This is a genomic window from Streptococcus sp. CCH5-D3, assembly GCF_001556435.1.
In the GTDB taxonomy this organism is placed as follows: domain Bacteria; phylum Bacillota; class Bacilli; order Lactobacillales; family Streptococcaceae; genus Streptococcus.
Window position 1 is genome coordinate 1 of sequence record NZ_LSIW01000074.1, and the last position, 933, is coordinate 933.

1 protein-coding gene and 2 pseudogenes are annotated in these 933 nt (G+C 43.3%); all 3 read left to right on the forward strand.

Annotation, left to right across the window (positions count from 1 at the left end):
* A pseudogene (locus AX662_RS10575) lies at positions 1-123 on the forward strand (transporter substrate-binding domain-containing protein); the annotation flags it as partial.
* A 17-nt stretch (positions 124-140) separates the two neighbouring features.
* Positions 141-839 carry an amino acid ABC transporter permease gene (locus tag AX662_RS05105; RefSeq protein ID WP_002886251.1) on the forward strand — a complete coding sequence of 233 codons (699 nt, stop codon included), beginning with the start codon at positions 141-143 and terminating at the stop codon, positions 837-839.
* Between the two features lie 11 nt (positions 840-850).
* Positions 851-933 (forward strand): annotated as a pseudogene (locus AX662_RS10580) (amino acid ABC transporter permease); the annotation flags it as partial.

A 933-nucleotide genomic window follows, 5' to 3' on the forward strand; every position in this document is an offset into this window, starting at 1 on the left:
AAGTCTAACCAAGAGTTGATTGATTATACCAACGATTTGTTGGCTAAATGGCAAAAAGATGGTAGCCTTCAAAAGCTCTACGATAAGTATCACTTGAAACCAGCTAAGGCTGAAGATAAATAGAAAGGAGTCCTGAATTTATGTATCTTTTAACTGAAACGGCTAGTCCTTTCGCTCTTGAACGTTGGGCTGCTTTCTTCGCTAACTTTGGACAATTTGCCAAAGGTTTCTTCTATACCCTTGGCATTTCAATTGGTGCCTTGATCGTTGCCCTTCTTCTTGGGCTCATCTTTGGGGCTATGAGCTCTACTCACAACAAGGTTCTCCGTGGCATCTCACGTGTTTATGTCGAAATCTTCCAGAACACACCCTTGCTTGTCCAATTCGTGGTCGTCTTCTATGGAATTTCAATCTTGACTGATGGCCATGTCATGATTCCAATTTCATTGACAGCCATCCTTTGTGTGGGGGTCTACACAGGAGCCTATATCTCTGAAATTATTCGTACAGGTATTGAGGCGGTTCCTAAAGGTCAAACCGAAGCGGCTTTGTCTCAAGGATTCACCTACGCTGATACCATGCGTATCATCATCTTGCCTCAAGCAGTCCGTACTATCTTGCCACCGTTGACTAACCAAGTGGTTAACTTGATTAAGAATACTTCTACAGTTGCCATTATTTCTGGGGCTGATATCATGTTCACTGCTAAGGCTTGGGCTTATGATACCACTAACTATGTGCCGGCCTTCGCTGGGGCTGCCTTCCTCTACTTTATCATGTGTTTCCCTCTAGCGACTTGGGCACGTCGTAAAGAAGAAGAGAATAAGAAAGCTTACTAAGGAGGTCCACTATGTCAGAAGTTTTATCAGCTACTAACCTTAAATTCTTGGCACAAGGGATGTGGACGACCCTTTACTTGTCTTTCTTCATCAT

What these genes read in the sequence shown, in the direction of transcription:
- AX662_RS05105 (WP_002886251.1), top strand. Translation starts at nt 141, where the DNA reads ATGTATCTTTTAACTGAAACGGCTAGTCCTTTCGCTCTTGAACGTTGG.